This is a genomic window from Myxococcus sp. AM011 (assembly GCF_013372595.1).
In the GTDB taxonomy this organism is placed as follows: Bacteria; Myxococcota; Myxococcia; order Myxococcales; family Myxococcaceae; genus Myxococcus; species Myxococcus eversor.
Genome location: NZ_JABXEM010000006.1, coordinates 50,064 through 71,962, shown reverse-complemented (window position 1 = coordinate 71,962; position 21,899 = coordinate 50,064). Strand labels below are relative to the sequence as shown.

The window sequence follows — 21,899 nt, the reverse complement described above, 5'->3', positions numbered from 1 at the left end:
AAGCGCCGAACCACTCAGTCGTGACGGAACTCCGGCCCCGCCGTGGTGCGGCCGAGCGTGAAGCGCAGCGCCTCCTCCAGGTCCGGCAGGAGGAACGAGTAGCCGAGTCGCTCCGTGGCGGAGGGAAGCACCCGGGCACCCGCCAGCAGGGCCTCCTGCCCCATCTGCCCGAAGAGGGTGCGGATGGCCACGGCGGGCATCGGCAGGAAAGCGGGCCGCCGCACCACCCGGCCGAGCGTCTTCGCGAAGTCCGCCTGCCGCACCGCGCCCGGTGCCACGGCGTTGATGGGGCCGCGAGCCGCCTGGGTGAAGAGGCTGAAGTGGAAGAGCCCGAGGATGTCCTCCATCGACACCCAGGACATCCACTGGCGTCCGGAGCCGATGGGCCCGCCTCCTCCCGCGAGGAACGCGGGCAGCATCTTCGCCAGCGCGCCCTCTCGCGCATCCAGCACCGGGCCGATGCGCAGGTGCACCACGCGGATGCCAGCGGCCTCCGCGGGCGCGGTGGCCGCCTCCCAGGCGCGACACACGTCCGCGAGGAAGCCGGTGCCCGGCGCGCTCTCCTCGGTGAGCGGCTCGTCGCCCCGGTCGCCGTAGATGCCGCTGCCCGCGGCGCACACCAGCACGCGGGGCTTCTTCTTCATGCGCGCCAGCGACTCCGACAGCGTCAGCGTGCCCTCGGTGCGGCTCTTGAGGATGGAGTCCTTGTACTCGGGGGACCAGCGCTTGCCGGCGACGTTGGCACCCGCCAGGTGCACCACCGCGTCCACGCCTTCGAGCGAGGCGGTGTCCACCTCGCCCTTGTCGGGTGACCACGCCACCTCGTTCTTGGACGCGTCCGCGCGGCCTCGCACCAGGCGCTTCACGCGGTGGCCGCCGGTGGTGAGGAACGGCACGAGCGACGAGCCAATCGAGCCCGACGCACCGGTGACTGCCACGGTGAGCGGCCCGGCGTCCGCGAAGGCGGCATGACGCCGCAGGTCTTCACGTGTCACCCGGTGGCGATAGGCGAACATCCGCTCCAGCGTGCGCCGGGCGATGCCGCCACCGAAGAGGCTGCCCGCCAGGCCCATGGGCAGGACGTACTCCACCTCGTCCTCCAGCACGGAGGAGCTCGTCGCGGGCTCGGGCCACATCCTGTGGGTGTGGACCCACTTCGAGAACGGGCCGGAGACCTGCGTGTCCTGGAAGAGCGAGTCCTGCACATAGGCCGTGTGCTCGGCCACCCAGCGTCGGGGGATGGGCCCCACGCGCATCCGCATGACGATTCGGGCGCCGGGGTGGATGCCGTCACCGGAGCGCTCCAGCAACTCCATCCGCTCCCAGGGAGGCGTCAGCCGAGCGAGCGCCCCTTCCCGGGCATGCCAGGCAAACAACTCCGAGGCCGAGACCGGCATCCGACTGCGCGCATCGAAGACGTGCGACTTGCCCATGCTGCCTCCCGGCGCGACAGTGCGGCACGCATGCTAAATCCGGAGCTCGTCGAGCGCGCGGTGGAATTGCTGCGGCACGGCGGTGTCATCGCCCTGCCGACAGAAACGGTGTACGGCCTCGCGGCCAACGCCGAGGACGAGCTGGCGGTGCGTCGTGTCTTCGCCATCAAGGGCCGTCCCGCCACCCACCCGCTCATCGTCCACCTGCCCGGCGCCGAGCACCTGTCCTCCTGGGCCCGGGACATCCCCGACGCCGCGCACCGTCTCGCCGAGGCCTTCTGGCCCGGGCCCCTCACGCTCGTGCTGCCGCGCACACCCAGGGCCACCGACGCCGTGACAGGCGGCCAGGACACGGTGGCGCTGCGCGTGCCGGGACATCCGGTGGCGCTCGCCGTGCTGAAGGCCCTGGGCGGAGGCGTGGCCGCGCCGAGCGCCAACCGCTTCGGCCGCGTGAGCCCCACCACGGCGGAGCACGTGCGCGCGGACCTGGGTGACGACGTGGACCTGGTCCTGGACGGAGGACCGAGCACCGTGGGCGTCGAGTCCACCATCGTCGACCTGAGCACGGGCGCCCCCGCCATCCTCCGCCCCGGAGGCCTGTCCTCCGAGGACATCGAGCGCGTGCTGGGACATCCGGTGCCCGTGCGGACTGCGGCCAAGGTCCGCGTGTCGGGCTCGCTCGCCTCGCACTACGCGCCGCGCGCGGGCGTGCTGCTGGCCGAGCCACGAGAGGCCGCCGCGCGAGTGCGCTCCCTTCGAGACCAGGGCCTGCGCGTGGGCGTCCTCGGACCCGCGAGCCTGGAGCTGCCACCGGACGTGCCTCGCTTCGACGTGCCGGAAGACCCCGCCGGAGCCGCGCGCGTGCTCTACGCGAGACTGCGCGAAGCCGACGAGCGGGGACATGATGTGCTCGTCGCCTGTCTCCCCGCCGCCAGCGGACTGGGCATCGCGGTGCGAGACAGACTCTCGCGCGCCGCCGCGCCTCGCGACCCGCACGCCTGAGCAACAACGGCGGCCGGAGTATCGCGTCACTCACCACCGCGCGACAACGACCGCCCGCCCCGCGCGATATGCGCTGAAACCACCCGCGTTGTCCCCACCGCACCGTGCGCACGGCACTCCCCTTGTCGCGCGGCCCACCCCAGCGGACGAGGCGACGATGATGGTGCGAAAGCAGTGGCTCGCGGCAATGACGAGCGTCGTGGCGGCGATGTGCTTCGCGGGGTGCGCCAGCCCTCGGAAAGTCCTGCTGGAGCGGACCAGCAGCCTCGTCGTCTACGACCTGCCCGCCATGGAGGTCATGAAGGCCGCGGAGAAGGTGATTGCGGACCGGGGCTACGACTTGCTGCCCAGCACCGACCCCTACTTCCTCCAGACGCCCTGGAAGGTGACGGGCAACTTCGACCTCGGCGCCCGCTGGTCCCGCCTCTACGTCGAGGGCCGCGTCCGCGCCGATGGGCGCTTCTCCGTGCGCGCGTATGAGATGGCCGCCACGACCTTCGCCCGAACCCAGTCCCTGCCCACCCTGCGCTACACGGGCCACGGCACCGTGGACGACACGCCCAACGCCACGCCAGCCGTCCTGGTGGGCACGGAGCCCGCCATGCAGACGCGCTCCGCGCGCCCCAACATCCGCAGGCTCCTGGAGCTGGAGTGGAGCATCCTCGAGCGAATCAACCCCGACTTCGCCGGGAGCGTGAAGGAGCAGGTCGACCTCTACGTGGCGCACGCGCCCCAGTGACGCTCGGACCCGGCCGCGCCAACGCCCTGACGCAGCCGGCCACGCCCCACACCCAGGGAGTTGGAGCTGCAAGGGGTTGGTGGGGACAGCGCAACCCCGACTTCGTCGGACACGTCAAGCAAGCCTCGCGACGAAACACGCGCCTTATTCGACGGGCACGGCCGGGTGACGGACTTGAAATGCCCTCCTGGGCTCCGGTATCCCGGATGTCCTCCCAGAGGAGCGTCCCCGCGTGATGCGAAGCCTGTTCGGCATGGTCGTCGCCCTGTCTTTGATTGCCTGCACGGAAGAGCCCCGAGGGCAGCTCGAGCCCATTCCCCGGCCTCCGGGCATGAAGGAAGCGTCCAAGGAGGAGGGCGCCGCGCAGCCCGCCGCCGCGCCCGCCGTGGACCCGTCCAAGGTGGTGCTGCGCTGGAAGCCGCCCGCGGGCGCGTCCCTCACCTACCGCCTCACGCTGGACCGCACGGGCGCCGCGCCCGCCGCCGTCGAGGAGGTGGAGGAGAAGCCCGCCAAGGGCAAGAAGGGCAAGGAGAAGGACGCGCCCAAGCCCGAGCGCGCCGCGGCCGCCACCTCCTCCTTCCCCAGCGCGTTCACCTTCGTGCTGGAGCGCGGCGACTCCGGTGACTTCCGGCTGCGCGTCATCCCCGAGGGAAGCAGCGCCCCCGAGGACACCGGCACCGTGAGCGAGCGCGGCTTCGTGCTCGATGGCCTCCAGGGCATCACCCGCAACACGGCCTCGCTGGTGCTGGAGCTGCCCCTGGCGGCCGTGGGCCCCAACGACACCTGGGCGCTGGGCACGGAGCTGCTCACGCACGACGCCCTGGGGCCCACCGCGTTCACCGTCAGCAAGACGGAGCGCCGCAACCGCGTGAAGCTCACCGCGCTCACCCCCGGGGAAGGTGGCGAGCAGGTGGCCACGCTGGAGTACGACTTGCTGGACCAGCTCTCCGGCAAGGCGGCCCCGCGTCGCCCGCCGCCCGCCGTGCCCGCGCGCGCCAGCGACCCGGTGGACGACGACGACGCCCCGACGTCCGCCGCGTCGGACGCCAGCGCCGAGGTGCGCATCGTCGGCCGTGGCGAGTTCCTGGTGAAGGCCGGCAAGTGGCGCTCGTGGGAGGGCAGCATCACCTCCTCCACGCGAGGCATCTTCCCCGCCACCGCGCTCCAGGTGCCTCCTGGCACGGTGAAGCTGAAGCTCACCGCGCTGGAGTCAGCGCCCCCTCCGGCCGCGCCCCAGCCGACGGCGAGGCCCCAGCAGTAGGCGGCGCGCCGTCGGACTCGCGCACCAGCCGCACCACCGCGTCCACCCAGTCCGGGTGGGCGTTCAGCGAGGGGACGAGCGTCAACGACTCGCCCCCCGCCTCGACGAACTGCTCGCGGGCGCGCAGCCCCACTTCCTCCAGCGTCTCCAGGCAGTCGGCGACGAACGACGGGCACATCACCGCCAGCCGCTTCACGCCCTGCTTCGCCAGCTCGGGCAGCACAAAATCCGTATAGGGCTTCACCCACGGGGTGCGCCCCAGCCGGGACTGGAAGGACACGCTCCACCCGCTCGCGGACAGCCCCAGCCGCTCGGCCAGCCCGCGCGCCGTGGCGAAGCACTGGGCCCGGTAGCAGTGACGGTTGGCGTCCGTGAGCGAGTCACAGCAGCCCGCTGAAGCGAAGCAGTGCTGGCCGGACGTGTCCGTCTTGCGCACGTGCCGCTCCGGCACACCGTGGAAGCTGAACAGGACATGGTCCGCGCGCGCGCCGGCAATCACCGGCCGGGCCACCGCGGTGAAGGCATCCAGGAAGGACGGGTGCCCATGGAACGCCGGCACCGCGCGCACGTTGGGCACGTCCCAGCCCTCCGTCATCACCTCATACACCCGGGCCAGCGACGAGGCCGACGACGACGTGGCCTCCTGCGGGTACAGCGGCAGCACGGTGAAGTCCGTCACGCCGCGCGCGCGCATCTGAGCCACGGTGTCGGGAATGGAGGGGCGGCCGTAGCGCATGGCCAGCGCCACGTCGTACTCCCCCGAAAGCCTCTCGCGCACCGCCGTCTCCAGCTCCCGGCTGTACACCAGCAGGGGCGAGCCCTCCTTCATCCACACCTTGCGGTACGCCTCCGCGCTCTTCGCGGGACGCGTGGGCAGGATGAAGAGGTTGAGCAGCAGCCAGCGCCCCACCGGGTGGATGTCCACCACGCGGGCGTCACTCAGGAACTCGCGCAGGTAGCGCCGCACCGGCCCCGACTCGGGCGCGTCCGGCGTGCCCAGGTTGATGAGGAGCAGCCCCCGCTTCGGTTCCGGGGTCGTCATCAGTGCAGGGCGTTGGGAAGGGTGAGCGCGAACTCCGCGATGCGCGCCTCGAAGTGCGAGCCGTCCGGCCGCTCCATCTCATAGCTGCCGCGCATGGTGCCAAACGGCGTGCGCAGCATCGCCCAGCTCGTGTACTCGAAGCGCTCGCCCGGGGCCACGCGGGGCTGGCGGCCCACCACGCCCTCACCCTTCACCTCCTCCACCTTCCCGGAGGCGTCGGTGATGAGCCAGTGCCGCGACTTGAGCTGTGCGGGCGCCTCGCTCTCGTTGACGATTTCCACCGTGTACATGAAGGCGTACTGCCCCGACTCGGGCGAGCTTCGCTCCGGCCAGTAGGCCGGCTTCACGGTGATGCGGATGCCATCAGTGGTGGCGCTGGAAGACATGCCTCCACATTTGAAGGCAAGCCCCCCGGGTTGCAAGGAAAACCCCGGAGGGCCACCCGTCTGGGTTCAGGTTTTCGCGCTCTCCCGGTCATGACCGGGCTCCGGGCTCTTGGGCCAGATGAGCGACGCGACGATGGCGGCCAGGAGGATTCCGCCAATCACACCCAGCGACAGGACGATGGGGAGATGGATGTCGAAGTACGTAATCAGCATCTTCACGCCCACGAAGCCCAGGATTCCGCTCAGCCCCAGCTTCAGGAAGTGGAACTTGTCCATCAGGCTGGCCACCACGAAGAACAGCGAGCGCAGGCCCAGAATCGCGCACACGTTGGACGTGTAGATGATGAACGCGTCCTGGCTGATGCCCAGCACCGCGGGGATGGAGTCCAGGGCGAAGAGCAAATCAGTGGCCTCCACCACCAGCAGGACGATGAACAGCGGCGTCACCTTGCGGCGGCCATCCTCGGTGAGGAAGAAGCGGCTGCCCTCGCCCAGCCGGGCCACGGGGAGCACCCGGCGCGCCAGCTTGACGATGCCCTTCTGCTCCGGGTCCATCTCCTCGTCCTTGGAGACGAGCATCTTCACCGCGGTGAAGACGAGGAACGCGCCGAACAGGTAGATGAGCCAGTGGAAGCGCTGCACCAGGGCCGCGCCGGCGATGATGAGCACCGCGCGCATGACGAACGCGCCCAGGATTCCCCAGAACAGCACCCGGTGCTGGTGCTCGGCCGCCACCCGGAAGTAGCTGAACACCATCAGGAAGACGAACAGGTTGTCGACGGAGAGCGAGTACTCCACGACATACGCCGTCAGCCACTGGAGCGCCGGGGTGCTCCCGGAGAAGTGCCAGATGCCCGCGCAGAACGCGAGGCTGATGGAAATCCACACCAACGTCCAGATGCCCGCTTCCTTGGGCGTCACCGCGTGGTCCTTGCGGTGGAACAGACCAAGGTCCACGGCGAGCATCGCCAGGACGAAGAGGTTGAAGCCCACCCAAAGCGCGACTTGCGTATTCACGTGTGAATCCTGTTTCAGAAACAGCCGGCGCACCCTAGCGGCGGAGCGCCCGGGCGTCGACTCTTCCGTATAACCCGGGCCCCCGGGGGATTCAGGGGCCCGGCCACTCCATCACTCCGTCGCGGGCCTGCGCAGCACCATCAACGAGCGCCCCGCCACCTGCACCTTGCCGCCCGCGGGCGTGTGTGTGTGCAGGGACTCCCCCGCCATGGCGGTGTCCACCACCTGCTCCCAGTCCGCGCCCCACTCCAGGGCTGGCAGCAGGAAGGAGATGGGCTCGTGGTGGGCATTCGTCAGGACGAGCACGGTGTCGCCCACAATCCGGTTGCCCTCGTCATCCGGCGCGGCGATGGCGTCACCGCCCAGAAGGAAGGCGAGCGAGCGGACGTAGGGCTTCTCCCAGTCGTCCTTCTTCATCTCCTTTCCGTCCGGCCGGAACCACGCCAGGTCCTTCAGCTCGCTGTCCCACATGTGCGCGCCGCGGAAGAAGCGGCGCTTGCGCAGCACGGGCTGCTCGCGGCGCAGGCGGGTGAGGCGGCTGGTGAACTCCAGGAGGGCGCGCTGCGTGTCGTTCAGCTCCCAGTCCACCCACGACAGGGCGTTGTCCTGGCAGTAGGCGTTGTTGTTGCCCTTCTGGGTGCGGCCCATCTCGTCGCCGGCCACCAGCATGGGCACGCCCTGGGACAGGAAGAGCGTGGCCAGGAAGTTGCGCTTCTGCTGCTCGCGCAGGGCGTTGATTTTCGCGTCCGCCGTCTCGCCCTCCACCCCGCAGTTCCAGGAGTGGTTGTCGTTGGCGCCGTCGCGGTTCTCCTCGCCGTTGGCCTCGTTGTGCTTGTCGTTGTAGGTGACGAGGTCGTGCAGCGTGAAGCCGTCGTGCGCGGTGACGAAGTTGACGCTCGCGGTGGGCTTGCGGCCCGACAGCGCGTACAGGTCCGAGCTGCCGGTGAGCCGGTAGCCAATCTCCGCCGCCTGCCGGTCATCGCCCTTCCAGTAGCGGCGGATGGTGTCGCGGTACTTGCCGTTCCACTCGCTCCACAGCACCGGGAAGTTGCCCACCTGGTAGCCGAAGTCGCCCACGTCCCAGGGCTCGGAGATGAGCTTCACCTGACTGAGCACCGGGTCCTGGTGGAGAATCTGGAAGAAGGCCGCGCGCGTGTCGTAGCCGTGCCTGTCGCGCCCCAGCGTGGTGGCCAGGTCGAAGCGGAACCCGTCCACGTGCATCTCCTCCACCCAGTAGCGGAGCGAGTCGGCGACGAGCTTCAGCGCGTACGGGTGCGTGGCGTTCCACGAGTTGCCCGTCCCGGTGACATCCAGGTAGTAGCGCGGGTCCTTCTCCGTGAGGCGGTAATAGGCCTCGTTGTCCACGCCCTTGAAGGACAGCGTGGGCCCCAGATGGTTGCCCTCGCAGGTGTGGTTGTAGACGACGTCGAGGATGACCTCGATGCCGGCGCGGTGGAGCGCCTTCACCATCGCCTTGAACTCGTCCACCTGGCCGCCCCGCGAGCCCGCGGCGCTGTAGCGCGCGTCCGGCGCGAAGTAGCCCAGCGTGCTGTAGCCCCAGTAGTTCGTCAGCTTCCGCTCGGCGAGGAAGGGCTCGTCGACGATGTGGTGGATGGGCAGGAGCTCCACCGCGGTGACGCCCACCTTCTTCAGGTGCTCAATCACGGCCGGGTGGCCCAGGCCCGCGTAGGTGCCCCGGACCTCCTCTGGGACGCGCGGGTGCAGCTTGGTGAAGCCCTTGACGTGCAGCTCGTAGATGACCGTCTGGTGCCAGGGCACGCGGGGCAGCGTGTCGCCCTCCCAGTCGAAGGTGTCCTGGAGCACCACGGCCTTGGGCACCGCCGCGGCGTCGTCCCGCTTGTCCTGGACCAGGTCCTCGTCCTTGCCGCCGGACACGTGGCCGTAGATGGGGGCGCCGTAGTCCACGCCGCCGTGAATGGCGCGGGCATACGGGTCCACCAGCAGCTTGTGCGGGTTGAAGCGCAGGCCCTTCTTCGGCTCGAAGGCCCCATGGACCCGCAAGCCGTAGAGCGTCCCCGGCGTCAGGTCCGGCACATAGCCGTGCCACACCTGGTGCGTGTTCTCCAGCAGCGGGAAGCGGCGCGTCTCCTTCGACGGCTCGTCCGCGTCGTAGAGACAGACCTCCACCTTCTTCGCGTGCTCACTGAAGACCGCGAAGTTGACCCCATGCCCGTCATACGTGGCGCCCAGGGGAAACGGCTTCCCTGGAAGCACCTCGGCCCTCCTCATCCAGTGCTCCTCTCCAGCAGCACCACCGGGAATCCCGACAGGAGCGACGCGAGAGGCAGCACCACGCCACCCGACCCACGCTCGGGCCGCACCTGTCGCCCGGTGAAGACATCGCGGAACATCATGCCCGCATATGCCTCCGGAAGGTCGAGGAACGTGTTCTCATACGCACCGGCCAGCCCCTCGGGGGACTCCAGCGCGGACAGGACGTAGCGCGGCGCGCACACCAGGACGACCGAGTCCTCCTGCTCCCGCACGAAGGCCACCGCCGCCTGGGCCCGGGGCCCGGACAAATCCAGCGCCTTGTAGCCGCCGCTCCGGAACAACTCCGCGTGACGCTGCCGCAGCCGCAACACCCGTGACAACAGGAAGAGCTTCGCCTCGCCGTCGTCCAGGTGCGCCCCCAGCCGCGCGCACAGCCCCGCCCGGTCCTCCTTCGATTGTGCGTCCAGGGCGTCCAGCAACTTCGCGCGCGCGGCGAAGTCCACCGGTCGGCGGTTGTCCGGGTCCACCAGCGACAAATCCCACAGCTCGCAGCCCTGGTAGGTGTCCACCACGCCGGGCGAGGCCAGCTTCAAGAGCAACTGTCCCAGTGCGTTGTGCTGCCCGGCGCGCTCGATGCGCCGCTTGAAGTCGCGCACCTCCGCGAGGAACGTGGCGCCCTTGTCCACGTCGAAGCACGCGTCCACGAAGCGGGCCACCGCGTCGTCATAGGCGCTGTCCGGGTTGGTCCACGAGGTGCGGACCTTGGCCTCCTTGATGGCCTTGGCCATGTACTCGCGCACCCGGCGGTGGAAGTCCGCCATCGCCTCCGGGGACTGGGACTCGCCCATGGGCCAGGCGCCCACCACCGTCTGGAGGAAGAGGTAGATGTCATTGGCGCTGGGCGCGGGGCCGGAGGTCAGCGGCGTCACGAACTTCTCGGTGAGCCGCATCCACCGCTTCGCCAGCTTGCGCCAGTCCTCGGGCACCTCCGTCAGCACGTTGATGCGCGCGCGCACGTCCTCGCTGCGCTTGGTGTCGTGCGTGCTGGAGGTGAGCTGGCTCGCCGGCCAGTGCTCCGCGCGCTCCTGGTTGCGCAGGTGGAAGGTGTTGGCGCGCACCCCGAAGCGCTCCGGCTCGCCGCCCACCTCGTTGAGGCTGACCAGCCGGTTGTAGATGTAGAAGACGGTGTCCTCCAGGCCCTTGGCCATGACGGGGCCCGTCACCTGCTGGAGCTTCATCGCGAAGCGGAGCATGACCGCGCGCTCGCGCTCGTCGGACTGCTCCGGGTAGCGACCCAGGAGGATGTCGCGCAGGAAGTCGAAGATGGAGGCGTTGGTGGTGGCGTTGCGCTCCTTGGCGCGCTGAATCGTCCACTCCACGTACTGCACGTCGCGCGCGTCCAGCCCCGGACGCCAGCCGTCCACGTAGGTGCGGTACACGGGGAACAGCGCGACGAACTCCACCAGCGCGCGCCGCAGCGAGTTGAGCGTGAAGTCGCGGGTGCGGCGGCTCATCTCGGAGATGCGGTTGAGCTCGTGGGCCAGCACGTTGATTTCGCTGGCCATGGACACGCGCATGATGAGGAGCTTCTTCTGGTACACGAGCTCCGCGAAGTCGCCCCGCTCCCCGGTGAGCCGCTCGTACGTCTCCGTCAGGTGCGTCTCCGCCGCCGGGTGCACGAAGAGGCCGCTCACCGCGTTGGCGAAGCGATAGCCGGTGGTGCCGTGCACCGCCCACGCCTCCGGAATCCGCTCGCGGCCGCCTTGAATCTTCTCCACCACCACGTACAGCGCCTTGCGCAGCGGGCTCGACGGGTTCTCCGTCACCTCCGCGCGCCAACGCTCGCGCAGCGCGGCCTCCACGCCCGGCCAGCGCGCGTCATCCCCGGCCTGCTCCTGGAGGAACAGCGCGTGCGCGCGCTCGACGAAGTAGCGCTCCTGCAAGTCGAGGAAGTACGCGGTGGGGTCGAACAGGCCGTCCGGATGGTCGATGCGCAGCCCGGTGACGCAGCCCTCGCGCAGCCAGCGGAAGATGAGCGCGTGCGCCTCCTGGAAGACCTCCGGGTCCTCCACGCGGATGGCCGCCAGCCCGTTGATGTCGAAGAAGCGCCGGTAGTTGATCTCCTCGCCCGCCACCCGCCAGTGCGCCAGCCGGAAGCTGCACGAGGACAGCACCGCGTCCAGCAAGTCGAACGAGCGCGGGTTGCCCGGCTCCCCGTTGAAGACGCGGACGTTGTCCTGGATGTACGCGAAGGCCTCCTCGCTGGCCGCCGCCACCGCGGCCAGGCGGCGCTTGATGACCTCCTTCTCGCGGTGCCGCTCCACGACGCGGGCGCGTTCGACCTCCGTGCGCAGCGGCAGGTGCTCAATCGCGGTGAGGATGGAGAGCAGCTCCACCATGGGCGCGGCCTCGGTGCCCAGCTTCGCCTCCAGCCGCTCCAGGCCGTGGCGCAAGATTCGGCCGTACTGACGGGGCGCCACCGGCAACAGGTGGTCGTAGTAGTGGAGGAAGAAGGCGCCCTCGCGGAAGGACAGCTTCAGCTCTCCGCGCTCCAGGACGACGCCGTACTGGTCTCCCAGAATCGGCAGCAGCACCTTGTCGCGCAGCTCGTCCTTCACCGGCGACCAGTCGATGTCGAAGTACTTGGCGTAGACGGACGAGGGGCCGTTCTCCAGCACGTCGAACCACAGGGGGTTGTCGCGCTCGATGCCCATGTGGTTGGGCACCACGTCCAGCACCTGCCCCAGGCCGTGCTCACGCAACGTCGCGCACAGCGCCGCGTGGTCCTCGGGCGAGCCCACCTCCGGATTGAGCTGGGTGTGGTCCACGCAGTCGTAGCCGTGGGTGCTGCCCGGCGTCGCCTTCAGGTAGGGCGAGGCATAGAAGTCGCTCACGCCCAGGCGGGCCAGGAAGGGCACCACTTCGCGCGCTTGCTGGAAGGTGAAGCCGCGGTGCATCTGCACCCGGTAGGTGGACAGCGGCGTGCGGGGACGCGCCCCCAGCTCCTGCTTCACGCGGGAGAACAGTCCCTCCGCCAGCGACTCCGCGCTCAGGGTGGCACCCGACGCCCCCGTGGGAGCGGCTCCCTCTTCTTCCAGTCCGTCGAGCAGCATGGGGACGAGAGGTAGGGCGCCAGGGCTTCCGACGCCAGCGCGGGGTGCGACTTCCGCCCTTTATCCAACGCTGCAAGGGCCCGGATTGACGCGCGCGCCGGACACTCGCGCGCGCGCCAAAAAGCAGAGGGCTCGCCGGTACTTCCGGAGAGCCCTCGGGATGCAACTGCCGGGTGGCCCCGGCGACGGTGTCAGCTCAGCTGCTTGTTCACCAGCGAGGTCATCTCGAACATGGTGACGTTCTTCTTGCCGCCGAAGATCGGCTTGAGCTTGTCGTCGGCGTTGATCTGCCGCTTGTTCTTCGCGTCCTGGAGGTTGTTCTTCTTGATGTAGGCCCAGAGCTTCTTGACGACCTCGGTGCGCGGCAGCGGCTTGGCGCCGACAATCTCAGCCAGGGCGGCGGAAGGAGTCATCTCCTTCATGAACGACGCGTTCGGCTTGCGCTTCGGGGCAGCGGCGGTCTTCTTGGCGGCGGGAGCCTTCTTCGCAGCAGCTTTCTTGGCGGCCATTCGTCTTGAGTCTCCTCCCCTCCGAAGGGGACGTTGTGCGGCCTCGCTTGTTTTTAAGCCAGTGCCGGTGGGCCGTAGGTAGCACGCCCAAGCCCGAAAAACAGCCCTCTCCTGCGTTTTTCCCTCTAGAAACGCCCTACGCAACGCGTTTCATGCCCGAGAAACCGGCTCCGCATCACGATTCCCGCTGGGACGCCCCCCTCTCGTGGCGCGTCCCGTCCCGAGAATCCGGCCTCGCGCGGTGTCCTCCCTCGGAGGATTGCGACAGGGCACGTGGGATTCCGCTTGCGGACGAGGTGTACTTTTTCGGATGAAACGCCCCATGCGAGCCCTCATCACCGGAGCCGGTGGCTTCCTTGGAATCTGGTTGGCCCGTGCCCTGGCGGCGCGCGGCGACACCGTGACGTGCCTCCTTCGCCCTCGGGGAGACGCCTCCGGACTGGCCGGCATCTCCTATACGCGCGTGGAGGGGGACGTGACGGACGCCGCCTCGCTGCGCCCCGCCGTGGAGGGTCAGGACGTCGTCTTCCACCTCGCCGGCGTTCGCCGCGGCGCGACACGCGAGGACTTCCTGCGCGTCAACGCGGAGGGCACCCGCCTGTTGTGCGACGCCATGGTGGCCGCGGGACACCGTCCGCGCCTGGTCCTGGTCGGCTCGCTGGCGGCCATGGGGCCGTCCTCCCCCACCCGCCCGCACGTCGAGGAGGACGCCTTCCAGCCGCACGAGTGGTACGGCGAGAGCAAGGCGGAGGCGGAGCGCATCGCCTTCTCCTATGGAGACCGGCTGCCGGTGACGGTGTCGCGTCCCCCGCGCATCCTCGGCCCCGGAGACCGGGAGAACCTCACCTTCTTCAAGCTGGTGAAGAAGGGCATCCGGCTGGAGCTGGTGGGCGGCCCCCGTCCCCTCACCATGGTGGACGTGGAGGACGTGGTGGACGCGCTGATTCTGCAGGCCGAGCACCCGAGCGCGGTGGGCCAGGCCTTCTTCTGCGCGGGCCCGGGTGGGCCCCTCTCCTTGGAGGCCGTGCAGGATTTGGGAGCGAAGGCGCTGGGACTCCAGCCCCGCACGGTGCGCATGAGTCCCTGGGTGTTGAGCACCCTCGCCTCGGCGGCGGACGGCGTGTCGCGGGTGACGGGCAAGAAGCTCCCCCTGAATCGGAAGCTGGCCCGACAGCTGCTCGCGCCCGCCTGGACCTGCTCCAGCGCGAAGGCCGAGCGCCTCCTGGGGTATCACCCTCGGAGGGATTTGGAGGAGACTCCATCCGCCGCAGCGCCGAGTGGTACCGCGAGCAAGGCTGGCTCTAGCCATGCTAGCAGGGGTGGGGGAGCTTTCCCCCGTCCCAGTGTCGTTGACCTCACCCCCCCTGGAGTGTCAGGAAGCCCGCTGCCACATGCCCTCGAAAGCCGCCTTTTTCGATGTCGACGGGACGCTCGTGAAGACGAACGTCGTCCACGTCTACGCGTACTACGCGATGAACCGGGGCTCCGTGTCGGGCATCGCGGGACGGACCTTGAGCACCGCCCTCAGCGTGCCCCTCTTCGGGCTCATGGACTCGCTGGACCGCAAGACCTTCAACGAGTTCTTCTACCGTTATTACGCGGGGTTGACCGAGGACCGCCTCGTCACCATCGCGGAGGACATGTTCGAGGACGTGCTGCAGCCGGCGCTCTTCGAGCAGTCCCAGGACCTCATCGACCAGGCCCGCCGCAGCGGGTGCAAGGTCGTCCTGGTGACGGGGGCGCTGGACTTCACCATGCGTCCGCTCGCCCGGCACCTGGGCGCCGATGACCTGATCGCCAACAAGATGCAGTTCGTGGGCGGCAAGGCCACCGGCAAGGTGATTCCGCCCATCATCGAAGGCGCGAACAAGGCCAACTCCATCCGTGCCTATTGCGCCAAGGAGGGCCTGACGCTGGACAAGTGCCACGGCTACTCCGACAGCGCCTCCGACTACGCCATGCTCGCGGTGGTGGGCCGTCCCACCGCGGTGAACCCGGACCTGCGGCTGCGCTCCATCGCGCGCGCCTACAACTGGCCCATCCTCGATCTCAAGTAGCCCCCTGCCCGCCATGCGCCCGTTCAAGACGCTCCAGAAGCTGTACGACGAGGAAAGCCAGGTCGTCATCACCGAGAAGGGCAGCCCCCCGCGCGCCCTCTTCTACGGTGAAGGCTTCCTCCAGGAAGACCTGCCCGTGGGTACTCGGGTCATCTTCCCCCGCCCGCCCATGGCGGGAGTGCCCAACGTCAAGGCCGCCATCCGCTGGGCCATCAACAACCCGGATGGCATGGACCCGCTGCACGCGCTGCTCAAGCCCGGCATGCGGCTGACGTGCGTCATCGACGACATCAGCGTTCCGCTGCCGCCCATGGTGACGCCGGACGTGCGCCAGTCCATCCTGGAGGTGGTGCTGGAGCTGGCCGCCGACAGCGGCGTGGATGACGTGCACCTGGTCATCGCCAACGCGCTGCACCGTCGCATGACGGAAGGCGAGATGAAGCGGATGGTGGGCGAGAAGATCTACGACGCCTTCTATCCGGACCGCTACTACAACCACGACGCGGAGGACCCGGACGGCATCGTCGCGCTGGAGCGCACGTCCCACGGCGAGGAAGTCTCCGTCAACCGCCGCGTCGCGGAGAGCGACCTCATCATCTACGTGAACGTGAACTTCGTGCCCATGAATGGCGGGCACAAGTCCATGGGCACCGGCGTGTCCAACTACGCGTCGCTGCGCCACCACCACAACCCGAAGACCATCCGCGCTTCGGAAAGCTACATGGAGCCGAAGGCGAGCGCGCTGTACCGCAGCAACGAGCGCATCGGCCGCAACATCGACAAGCACCTGAAGGTCTTCCACATCGAGACCACGCTGAACAACCGCATGTTCGGCGCGCCCACGGACTTCCTCGCCAAGCGCGAGGAGGACTACACCGAGGGCGACCGGCTGAAGTTCCAGGCCATGCGCTACGCGTTGTCCAAGATGCCGCGCGCGGCGGCCCGCAAAATCCTCAACGCGATTCCGGCGCCCTACGACGTCACGGGCGTGTACGCCGGGGCCACCGAGCCCGCGCACGCCAAGACGCTGGAGACCAGTTGGAAGCAGTACGTGGTGCCGGTGGAGGGGCAGAGCGACATCGTCATCTTCCCGATTCCGTTCGTCTCGCCGTACAGCGTCAACTCCATCCTCAACCCGCTGCTGGTGCAGGTGATGGGGCTGGGCTACTTCTTCAACCTGAACCGCGGCGTGCCGCTGGTGAAGAAGGGCGGCGTGCTCATCCTGCTGCACCCGGCCTACGACGAGTTCGACCCGGAGCACCACCCCAGCTACATCGAGTTCTTCCACCGGCTGCTTCCCGAGACGCGTGACTCCATGAAGCTGGAGCACAAGTACGAGAAGGAGTTCGCGGAGAACCCTAGCTACGTGCACCTGTACCGGAAGAACAACGCCTACCACGGCGTGCACCCCTTCTACATGTGGTACTGGGGCGAGAACGGTCGCCAGCACGTGGGCAAGGTCATCGTCGCGGGCGCGGAGAACAACCACGTCCCCGCGCTGCTCGGCTGGGACCGCACCGACACGCTCACCGAGGCCATCGAGGAAGCGCGTGGCTTCATGGGCCGCTCGGCCACCATCAGCCTGTTGCGCATCGCCCCCACGGTGATGGTGGACGTGAAGTGAGGCCGGACATGTCACCGCAACCCGAGCTGAACGTCTCCCAGGTCTTCACCGGCAAGCGCCTGTTGTTCGCGGGCGCCACGGGCTTCGTGGGCAAGGTGACGCTGTCCATGCTGCTGCACCGCTACGGGCAGGAGCTGGAGCGCGTGTACGTGCTCGTCCGCAAGGGCAGCGCGGCCTCCGCCGAGCGTCGCTTCTTCGACAAGGTCGCCACCAGCGAGCCCTTCCAACCCCTGCGCGACACCTACGGGGAAGAGGGCGCGCTCGAGTTCCTGCGCAAGAAGTGCCACGTCCTCGACGGCGATATCACCGACCCGTGGGTGGGCCTGGAAGAGGCCCAGGTGGCGGAGCTGACGGGCAAGGTGCACGCCTTCGTCAACTGCGCGGGCCTGGTGTCCTTCAACCCCTCGTTGGAGGTCGGCCTCAACGTCAACACCCACGGCGTGAAGTACGCGGTGGAGCTGGCGCTGCGCTGGGCGGTGCCCCTCATCCACATGTCCACGTCGTTCGTCGCGGGCAACCGCAGCGGGCTCGTGTTCGAGGACGAGGAGGTCCGAGGCTACTTCCCGAAGAAGGACGAGCTGGACGGGCGCGACTTCAGCCTGGAGCAGGAGCTGAAGGACGCGGAGCGAATCGTGGCGCGGCTGCGCGAGCAGGCCGATGACCGGGCGCTGACGTCCACCTTCCGCAAGAAGGCATTGGACCGGCTGGCCGAGGAAGGCCGCGACGTCAACGACGAGAAGACGCTGCGGCTCGCGGTCGGCCGTGAGCGCAAGCTGTGGCTGAGCGGCGAGCTGGTGCGCGCGGGCATGGAGCGCGCGGCGCACTGGGGCTGGCCCAACACGTACACGTACACGAAGTCCCTGGGCGAGCAGGTCATCGCCGGCACGCCGGGGCTGCGCTACGCGATTGTGCGGCCCTCGATTGTGGAGAGCGCGCGGCACTTCCCGTTCCCGGGTTGGAACGAGGGCTTCACCACGTCCGCGCCGCTGGCCTTCGCCGGCATCAAGGGCCCGGGTGGCATCCCCGCGGGCGAGAACACCATCCTGGACATCATCCCGGTGGACCAGGTGGCGGGCGCGACGATTGGCATCACCGCGCAGTCCATCGACGTGGAGGAGCGGCGCGTCTACCAGTTGGCCTCCGGCGACGTGAATCCGTTCTACGCCAGCCGCTCCGTGGAGCTGGTGGGCCTGTACCGTCGGCGCTACTACCGGAACAAGGAGTCGGGCAACAAGGTGCTCAACTCGCTGCGCTCGCGGCTGGAGCCGCAGCCGGTCAGCAAGCTCGAGTTCGAGTGGATGAGCGCGCCCATGCTCGTCCGGGGCGCCAAATTCCTGAGGAAGGCCATCGACGAGGTGCGGCCCGCTTGGGGCGCGCCGGCCGTGCAGGCGATGTTGGACAAGGCCAAGGTGTCGCTCGAGGAGGTGGAGACGAGCAACGCGGGCCTCATCGCGATGACGGACCTGTTCCTCCCCTTCCTCTACGAGAACCGTTACGTCTTCCGCTGTGACAACACGCGCTCGGTCTACACGCGCATGGTGCACGCGGACCGGCTGAAGATTCCGTGGGACCCGGAGCACATCGACTGGCGCGCGTACTTCATGGAGACGCACCTGCCGGGCCTGGAGAAGTGGGTGTTCCCCGGCCTGGAGGAGGAGCGCGAGAAGCGCACCGTCATCCCCGCGCACCGCGACTTGCTGGAGCTGTTCGAGGCGACGGTGCATGCGTACCGGCACCGGGTGGCCTTCCGCATGGTGGCGGGCGAGAAGGAGGAGCGCTTCACCTTCGGCGAGGTGCACCGCTATGCGGCGCGCGTGGGCAGCTTCCTGGTGCGCTCAGGCGTGAAGCCTGGAGACCGGGTGCTGCTGGTGTCGGAGAACCGGCCCGAGTGGGGCACGTGCTTCTTCGGCATCCTGCGTGCTGGCGCGACGATGGTGCCGGTGGACCCGGGCCTGAGCGAGGCGGAGGTCATCAACATCGCGAAGCGGGCGGAGGCGAAGGTCTGCCTGATGTCCGAGGACGCGTCGCGGGACTTCTCTGGCCTGTTCGGCGCGCTGGGTGACAACGTCATCATCGCGAGCCTCGCGGAGGCGATGACGGGCGACCCGGCGTACCCGGAGGACCGCATCGGGCCGGTGCGCAAGTCGGCGTCGGCGGATGACCTGGCGAGCCTCATCTTCACGTCCGGGACGACGGGCACGCCCAAGGGCGTGATGCTCACCCACCGCAACTTCTCCTCGCTGGTGGCGAAGCTGGCTGGCGTGTTCAACGTGGGCGTGGGCGACGGCGTGTTGTCCGTGCTGCCGCTGCACCACACGTTCGAGTTCTCCGCGGGCTTCCTCACCCCGTTCTCGCGCGGCGCTGAAATCACGTACATCGACGAGCTGACGTCGGACCGGCTGGGCGAGGTCTTCGAGACGGGCCGCATCACCGCGATGATTGGCGTGCCGGCGCTGTGGCAGTTGCTGCACCGGAAGATGACGCAGGAGTTCGCCAGCCGTCCGCCGCTGGTGGAGCAGGCCATCAAGGCGATGATGGCCACGCACGGCGAGCTGCGGAACCGCGCCAACGTCAACCTGGGCAAGCTCTTGTTCTGGCCCGTGCACCGCAAGTTCGGCGGGCGCATCAAGGTGCTGGTGTCGGGTGGCTCGGCGCTGCCCGAGGAAGTGCACAAGGCCTTCCACGAGCTGGGCTTCAACATCACGGAGGGCTACGGCCTGACGGAGGCCGCGCCGGTGCTCGCCGTCGCGACGCCTGGCAACAAGCGCACGCCCGGCTCGGTGGGCAAGCCGCTCGCAGGCATCGAAGTGCGCATCCTCCAGCCGGACAACGACGGCATTGGCGAGGTGCTGGCCAAGGGCCCCAACGTCATGGCGGGCTACTTCGGGGACCGCGAGGCGACGGAGGTGGTGCTGAAGGAAGGCTGGCTGCACACCGGCGACCTGGGCCGCGTGGACGCGGAGGGCCGGCTGTACCTGGTGGGTCGAGCCAAGGACGTCATCATCGACCACAACGGGAAGAACATCTACCCGGACGAGCTGGAGGAGCTGTACCAGGAGCACCCGCACGTCAAGGAGCTGTCCATCGTCGGCCTGACGGACGACGCGGGTGGCGAGAAGGTGGCGTGTCTGTGCGTGCCGGACTACGGAGACCGTCCCCGCGAGGAGGTGCGCCGCGAGTTGGAGGAGCACTTCCGCAAGGTGGGCGCGGGCATGCCCTTCTACCGGCGCATGAAGGTGCTGCGCTTCTGGGATGGCGAGCTGCCGCGCACCTCCACGCGCAAGGTGAAGCGCAAGCAGGTGGTGGAGGAGCTGCAGCGGTTGGAGCGCGTTGCGGCCAGCGCCACCAAGGCGCGAGAGAAGGTGGCCGCCACGGTGGCGGGCACCGGCGGCGCGTCCGAGTGGCTCTACCCGCTCATCGCCGAGGTCTGCCACAAGCCGCTCTCCGACGTGCGTCCGGAGACGCACCTCACGGGGGACTTGGGCTTCGACTCGCTGATGCTCACGGAGCTGTCCTCCGCGCTGGAAGGCGCGGGCGTGCCGCTGCCGGCGATTGAGGATTTGACGCAGGTGCAGACGGTGGAGGACCTGCGCAAGGTGGTGATTGCGTCGGGTCGCCGGCCGTCGGCGGAGACGCGGGCGAAGGAGATCTCCAAGGAGAACGCGAAGGCGGAGGAGGTGGAGATTCCGGTGCCGGACGTCGTCGCGGACGTGGGCCGGCAGCTGCTGTCCTTCGGGCAGAAGGTCCTCTACGGCGGCGTCTTCGACGTGAAGGTGACCGGCCGCTCCTTCATCCCGATGAACCGCAACTTCCTGGTCATCGCCAACCACGCCAGCCACCTGGACGCGGGCCTGGTGCGGGTGGTGCTGGAGGAGCAGGGAGACCGGCTCGTCTCGCTGGCCGCGCGCGACTACTTCTTCGACACGCCGCTCAAGCGCGCGTGGTTCGAGAACTTCACCAACCTGGTCCCCATCGAACGGCACGGCTCGCTGCGCCAGTCGCTGCGTCAGGCGGGCGAGGCGCTGCGCCAGGGCTTCAACGTCCTCATCTTCCCGGAGGGCACGCGCTCGCCCACCGGCGAGCTGCAGGAGTTCAAGTCCACGCTGGGTTATCTGGCGTTGACGTACCGGGTGGACGTGCTGCCGCTCTACATCCACGGCGCCTTCGACGCGCTGCCCAAGGGCAGCGTCTTCCCCAAGTCCAAGGACCTCAAGGTGAGCATCGGCCCCGCGCTGGGACACGAGGCGCTGCGCGCGCGCTCGCAGGGCATGTCGCGCTCGGAGAGCTACCGCTACGCCACCCGCATCGCCGAGGACGCGGTGCGCGAGCTGCGTGACGGACGTGTCCTCAACCTGGGCGGACCGCCCTCGACGGACGTGGACGTCCTGCCCGCGCTTCCCTCGGGAGGGAAGAACTCGTGAAGCTGCTCGTCACTGGAGGCACGGGGTTCCTGGGCACGCATCTGGTGCCCAAGCTGGTGGCGGCGGGCCACACGGTGCGCCTCATCGGACGCTCGCGTCCGACGGGGCCGGCGTATGCGGGCACGGAGTACGTCGCCGGCGACTTGAAGGACCGGGACGCGGTGCGCCGCGCGCTGGACGGAGTCGAGGGCGTCTATCACCTCGCCGGGCTCGTCTCCTTCCAGCCGAAGGACGCCCGGAAGATGTTCGAGCTGCACGTGGACAGCACGCGCGAGCTGCTGCGCGACGTGCGCGAGGCGGGCGTGAAGCGCGTCGTCCTCGCGTCCACGTCCGGCACCACGGCGGTGTCGAAGGAGGAGGCGGTGCTCGACGAGTCCGCTGACTACCCGATTACCGTGGTAGCGCGGTGGCCGTACTACATCTCCAAAATCTACGAGGAGAAGCTGGCGCTGGAGTACTGCCGCAAGCACGCCATTCCGCTCGTGGTGCTCAACCCCAGCCTGTTGATGGGGCCCGGGGATGACCGGCTGTCGTCGACGTGGACGGTGGTGAAGTTCCTCAACCGGGAGATTCCGGCGATGCCGGGTGGCGGCATCTCCTTCGTGGACGTGCGCGACGCCGCGGAGGCGTTCCTCCAGGCGCTCACCCGGGGCGAGCTGTATGGCCGCCACCTGATGGGCGTGAACATGACGACCCGGGAGTTCTTCGAACGGCTGGAGCGCCTCACCGGCGTGCCCGCGCCCCGGCTGCGGCTGCCCAAGCAGGTGAACATCCTGGGCGGCCAGTTGCTGGAGCGCTGGGCGAAGCTGCGTGGCACGCCCGCGCCGTTGGACCCGCAGGAAGTGGAGATTGGCGAGCACTACTTCTGGCTGGATGCCGCCAAGGCCCAGGCCGAGCTCGGCTTCCACGCGCGCGACGTGCAGGAGACGCTCGTCGACACCGTGAAGCACATCTACGCGAAGCTGCCGCCCGGGAGCCTGCCCGGCACCAAGGGCCGGCTCGGCGACTTGCGCGAAGGCACCTGAGCTTCGCGCGCACGCGAGTAGGCGCCGCCTCATGA

14 protein-coding genes and 1 pseudogene are annotated in these 21,899 nt (G+C 68.9%); 8 read left to right on the top strand and 7 right to left on the bottom strand.

Features of this window, described 5'->3' with window-relative positions; translation table 11 throughout:
- Positions 1 to 14: 14 nt before the first annotated feature.
- The gene (locus tag HUW62_RS02525; protein ID WP_176433453.1) at positions 15 to 1,433 is read right to left on the bottom strand and encodes a TIGR01777 family oxidoreductase; all 1,419 of its coding nucleotides are present in this window, start codon (positions 1,431 to 1,433) and stop codon (positions 15 to 17) included.
- Positions 1,434 to 1,463: 30 nt separating this feature from the next.
- Between HUW62_RS02525 and HUW62_RS02520 the strand changes: the two genes are divergently transcribed.
- The 3 genes from HUW62_RS02520 (at position 1,464) to HUW62_RS02510 (ending at position 4,435) form a co-directional block, all read left to right on the top strand.
- The gene (locus HUW62_RS02520; protein WP_176433452.1) at positions 1,464 to 2,435 is read left to right on the top strand and encodes an L-threonylcarbamoyladenylate synthase; all 972 of its coding nucleotides are present in this window, start codon (positions 1,464 to 1,466) and stop codon (positions 2,433 to 2,435) included.
- A gap of 157 nt (positions 2,436 to 2,592) precedes the next feature.
- Positions 2,593 to 3,174 carry a hypothetical protein gene (locus tag HUW62_RS02515; protein WP_255203181.1) on the top strand — a complete coding sequence of 194 codons (582 nt, stop codon included), beginning with the start codon at positions 2,593 to 2,595 and terminating at the stop codon, positions 3,172 to 3,174.
- Between the two features lie 235 nt (positions 3,175 to 3,409).
- Positions 3,410 to 4,435, top strand: coding sequence for a hypothetical protein (locus HUW62_RS02510; protein WP_217911051.1), 1,026 nt, complete (start codon positions 3,410 to 3,412; stop codon positions 4,433 to 4,435).
- On the opposite strand, the gene hemH is transcribed toward HUW62_RS02510, so the two are convergent.
- The 6 genes from hemH to HUW62_RS02480 all read right to left on the bottom strand — a co-directional run bounded on the left by hemH (position 4,371) and on the right by HUW62_RS02480 (position 12,737).
- Complete coding sequence (gene hemH, locus HUW62_RS02505; RefSeq protein WP_163868137.1) at positions 4,371 to 5,477, bottom strand: ferrochelatase; 1,107 nt, start codon at positions 5,475 to 5,477, stop codon at positions 4,371 to 4,373. The two genes, HUW62_RS02510 and hemH, sit on opposite strands and share 65 nt — an antisense overlap.
- Positions 5,477 to 5,863, bottom strand: coding sequence for a Co2+/Mg2+ efflux protein ApaG (apaG, locus tag HUW62_RS02500; protein ID WP_163868138.1), 387 nt, complete (start codon positions 5,861 to 5,863; stop codon positions 5,477 to 5,479). Before apaG ends, hemH begins: the two co-directional genes overlap by 1 nt.
- A gap of 66 nt (positions 5,864 to 5,929) precedes the next feature.
- Positions 5,930 to 6,880 (bottom strand): TerC family protein, encoded by a 951-nt coding sequence (locus HUW62_RS02495; RefSeq protein ID WP_176433451.1) that lies wholly within the window; start codon positions 6,878 to 6,880, stop codon positions 5,930 to 5,932.
- Between the two features lie 111 nt (positions 6,881 to 6,991).
- The gene (gene glgX, locus HUW62_RS02490; RefSeq protein WP_176433450.1) at positions 6,992 to 9,130 is read right to left on the bottom strand and encodes a glycogen debranching protein GlgX; all 2,139 of its coding nucleotides are present in this window, start codon (positions 9,128 to 9,130) and stop codon (positions 6,992 to 6,994) included.
- The gene (gene treY, locus HUW62_RS02485; RefSeq protein ID WP_176433449.1) at positions 9,127 to 12,228 is read right to left on the bottom strand and encodes a malto-oligosyltrehalose synthase; all 3,102 of its coding nucleotides are present in this window, start codon (positions 12,226 to 12,228) and stop codon (positions 9,127 to 9,129) included. The genes glgX and treY overlap by 4 nt, the downstream gene beginning before the upstream one ends.
- Before the next feature lie 191 nt (positions 12,229 to 12,419).
- Positions 12,420 to 12,737, bottom strand: a complete 318-nt coding sequence (locus HUW62_RS02480; protein ID WP_163868142.1) for an SWIB/MDM2 domain-containing protein — start codon at positions 12,735 to 12,737, stop codon at positions 12,420 to 12,422.
- A 322-nt stretch (positions 12,738 to 13,059) separates the two neighbouring features.
- On the opposite strand from HUW62_RS02480, the pseudogene HUW62_RS02475 reads away from it, so the two are divergent.
- The 5 genes and pseudogenes from HUW62_RS02475 (at position 13,060) to HUW62_RS02455 (ending at position 21,864) form a co-directional block, all read left to right on the top strand.
- Positions 13,060 to 14,042, top strand: a pseudogene (locus tag HUW62_RS02475) (NAD-dependent epimerase/dehydratase family protein).
- Between the two features lie 86 nt (positions 14,043 to 14,128).
- Positions 14,129 to 14,794, top strand: coding sequence for an HAD family phosphatase (locus tag HUW62_RS02470; RefSeq protein ID WP_163868144.1), 666 nt, complete (start codon positions 14,129 to 14,131; stop codon positions 14,792 to 14,794).
- A gap of 13 nt (positions 14,795 to 14,807) precedes the next feature.
- A complete protein-coding gene (locus tag HUW62_RS02465) occupies positions 14,808 to 16,418 on the top strand; it encodes a lactate racemase domain-containing protein (protein WP_163868145.1) in 1,611 nt (536 codons plus the stop codon).
- 8 nt (positions 16,419 to 16,426) lie between these two features.
- Positions 16,427 to 20,839 (top strand): AMP-binding protein, encoded by a 4,413-nt coding sequence (locus HUW62_RS02460; RefSeq protein ID WP_163868146.1) that lies wholly within the window; start codon positions 16,427 to 16,429, stop codon positions 20,837 to 20,839.
- A complete protein-coding gene (locus HUW62_RS02455) occupies positions 20,836 to 21,864 on the top strand; it encodes an NAD-dependent epimerase/dehydratase family protein (protein ID WP_163868147.1) in 1,029 nt (342 codons plus the stop codon). The genes HUW62_RS02460 and HUW62_RS02455 overlap by 4 nt, the downstream gene beginning before the upstream one ends.
- The last annotated feature ends 35 nt before the right edge of the window (positions 21,865 to 21,899 follow it).